The organism is Dysgonomonas sp. 511, assembly GCF_010501105.1.
GTDB lineage: Bacteria > Bacteroidota > Bacteroidia > Bacteroidales > Dysgonomonadaceae > Dysgonomonas.
Map to the genome: position 1 here is coordinate 1 of NZ_QVMQ01000084.1, position 555 is coordinate 555.

The following is a 555-nucleotide window of genomic DNA, read 5'->3' on the forward strand; positions in this document are numbered from 1 at the left end:
AACTTTAGTTTTTGTTTTTCAATCGACTTATAGTCGACACTCACACGAATTTTATTCGTAATTTAACCTATGGATTTTCAATCCATAGTCGTTAAGTTTGCATAAACTGATGGCTCGTTAATTTATCGTTAACTCTCTCCGCAAAGGTAAAAACTATATAAATATTGTAAAAGATGAGGCAGACCGAAGGATTACATTTCATTGATGAGTTTATATCTGTCTACCCGGTTTCCGTCTTTTTGCTTTCCGTTGTCGTTGCTTTTCTTCATATTCTTTCTCCTTTGCAAAAGCAACATCTTCATAATTTTCACTCTGCGGCTCAATATCAAAGAGACTGAATAGACTTGAAGCGGCATCTGTAATACCAGATAAATTCAGCGAGGGGGAAGACAGCTTTTCCTGTTGAGGTTTATAGTTAACTTCTTTTTCTAGTCTTTCTTCTTTCACAGGAGAATCCATTGCTGTCCCATTAAAATCACAAAAAGCTCTTTGAATTATTTGATAATTAGTTAGTTTCGGGGTTTTCTCACGCGCGACGATTTCAATTTATAGCTT

General features: G+C 35.3%; 1 protein-coding gene. It reads right to left on the minus strand.

Annotated elements, in window-relative coordinates; all coding sequences use genetic code 11:
* Window positions 1-210 precede the first annotated feature (210 nt).
* Complete coding sequence (locus D0T57_RS15360; RefSeq protein WP_163274347.1) at window positions 211-459, minus strand: hypothetical protein; 249 nt, start codon at window positions 457-459, stop codon at window positions 211-213.
* Between the last annotated feature and the right edge of the window lie 96 nt (window positions 460-555).

Excerpts from the sequence above, each read along its gene's own strand:
- D0T57_RS15360 (WP_163274347.1), bottom strand. The coding sequence starts at position 459 with ATGGATTCTCCTGTGAAAGAAGAAAGACTAGAAAAAGAAGTTAACTAT.